The sequence below is a fragment of the Pseudomonas floridensis genome, assembly GCF_002087235.1.
GTDB lineage: Bacteria > Pseudomonadota > Gammaproteobacteria > Pseudomonadales > Pseudomonadaceae > Aquipseudomonas > Aquipseudomonas floridensis.
This window is the reverse complement of sequence record NZ_MUIO01000236.1, coordinates 1-1682: the sequence shown is the minus strand read 5'-3', so window position 1 is coordinate 1682 and position 1682 is coordinate 1. Positions and strand designations below refer to the sequence as shown.

At 56.1% G+C, this 1682-nt stretch carries 2 protein-coding genes; one reads left to right on the top strand and one right to left on the bottom strand.

Features of this window, described 5'->3' with window-relative positions:
* Positions 1-738: chemotaxis protein (locus tag BZK31_RS28565; protein ID WP_083186480.1), on the bottom strand; the 738-nt coding region annotated here is incomplete at its 3' end.
* A gap of 577 nt (positions 739-1315) precedes the next feature.
* Between BZK31_RS28565 and BZK31_RS28560 the strand changes: the two genes are divergently transcribed.
* Positions 1316-1682 (top strand): hypothetical protein (locus tag BZK31_RS28560; RefSeq protein WP_083186479.1); only part of this gene is annotated, 367 nt, incomplete at its 3' end.

The following is a 1682-nucleotide window of genomic DNA, read 5'->3' as shown; positions in this document are numbered from 1 at the left end:
GCCATCCATCTCCGGCATCTCAGCATCGGTGAAGACCATCAGCAGCTTCTTGTGCACGTCTTCGCCGGCGTCGGCCCAGCCCTTGAGCATGTTCAGCGCCTTGAGACCGTCGCTGGCCACGTGCAGCTTCAGCCCCAGTTGCGAGAGGGTGTCACGCAACTGCGCGAGCGCGACCTTGGAGTCGTCGACCAGCAGCACTTCGCGACCGTTGGCGCCTTCCAGCACCGGGTCTTCCAGCTTCTCGCGAGACACCTTGGCGTTGTACGGCACGATTTCGGCCAGCACTTTTTCCACGTCGATGATTTCCACTAACTGGTCATCGACCTTGCTGATCGCCGTGAGGTAATGCTGACGACCTGCGCTGGCCGGTGGCGGCATGATCGCATCCCAATTCATGTTGACGATGCGATCCACACCGCCAACCAGAAACGCCTGAACCGAGCGATTGTACTCGGTGACGATGATGGTACTGCCCGGACCTGGAACCAGCGGGCGCATGCCAATGGCCTGGGACAGATCGATCACCGGCAGCGTCTGGCCACGCAGGTTGACGACACCGCAGACAAAGGAGTGGCGCTGGGGCATAAGGGTCAGCTTTGGGAGCTGCAGGACTTCCTGGACCTTGAACACGTTGATCGCGAACAATTGCCGACCGGCAAGGCGAAACATGAGGATTTCCAGGCGATTCTCGCCCACCAGCTGTGTGCGTTGATCTACTGTGTCGAGAATGCCAGCCATTTTAGCTCCTGAAGCGTGGGTCACGGTGAGTCTGCTTAACGTGTATCGGCTGAAAAAGCCGGACCTTAATGGCGATGAAAGGCCAATTTCAGGAATTGATATCACATTAACATCATGCTTTACTGATGTCTCATTTCAAAATGTGTCTTGCACGACAGCGAACTCGTGCACGGCCAGCCCCCCGCCACACAGGATCGATCCTCTCGACCCTAGGGGCACCCCTGAATGTCTATCGGGGAAAGCCTGATATGATCGGTATCTTATTGCCACTATTGTGACGCCATTCTCATTGCACGAAGGGAGTCAGGCTTGTGTTCGCTTTCCAGTCCTTGCAATCGACCGGCCCCGTAGCGACCGCGGTTCTGCTCAAACGGGTGGTCATTGCAGACGAAGCAGAGCGTTTTTTACGCACTGGCGGCAGGGTCGGATCAGTACGCGTCAGTCAAGTTGCATATCAATACGACATCGCTGAGATACATTCCGAAACGCCCTACAGACTTTCAGATGAAATCGACATTAACTGTCAGCCATTCGCGGCGGGCGCGAGTTCGCTATCCATGATGCGTGGAGATAAAGGATGCTGAGCAGTAACGATTGGCACGAAAAGCGTGACCAGTTTCTGACCGAGTCGCAGGCGCTTCTGTATAAATCGGAAGAGTGCCTGTCACACCTTGAGTTGATTGGCGCCGATGAAGATGCCATTCGTTGCCTGCTGGCATCGTTGCTCACGCTGACCGACAAGGCCGATAACGCTTCCGTACCGTGTGTGGCGGACTTCTCCCGGCAACTGCGCGACCTGCTCGACAGTGCCGATCCGATCATCGGACTGTCACAGGAAACACTGGCAACCGTCAAAAGTTGTCTTGCGCTGATTTCATGGCAACTGGAGTTCCTCGATCCGAAGACCGGCGAGTTGACCATGGACAGCGAAGAACAGCAGGAAC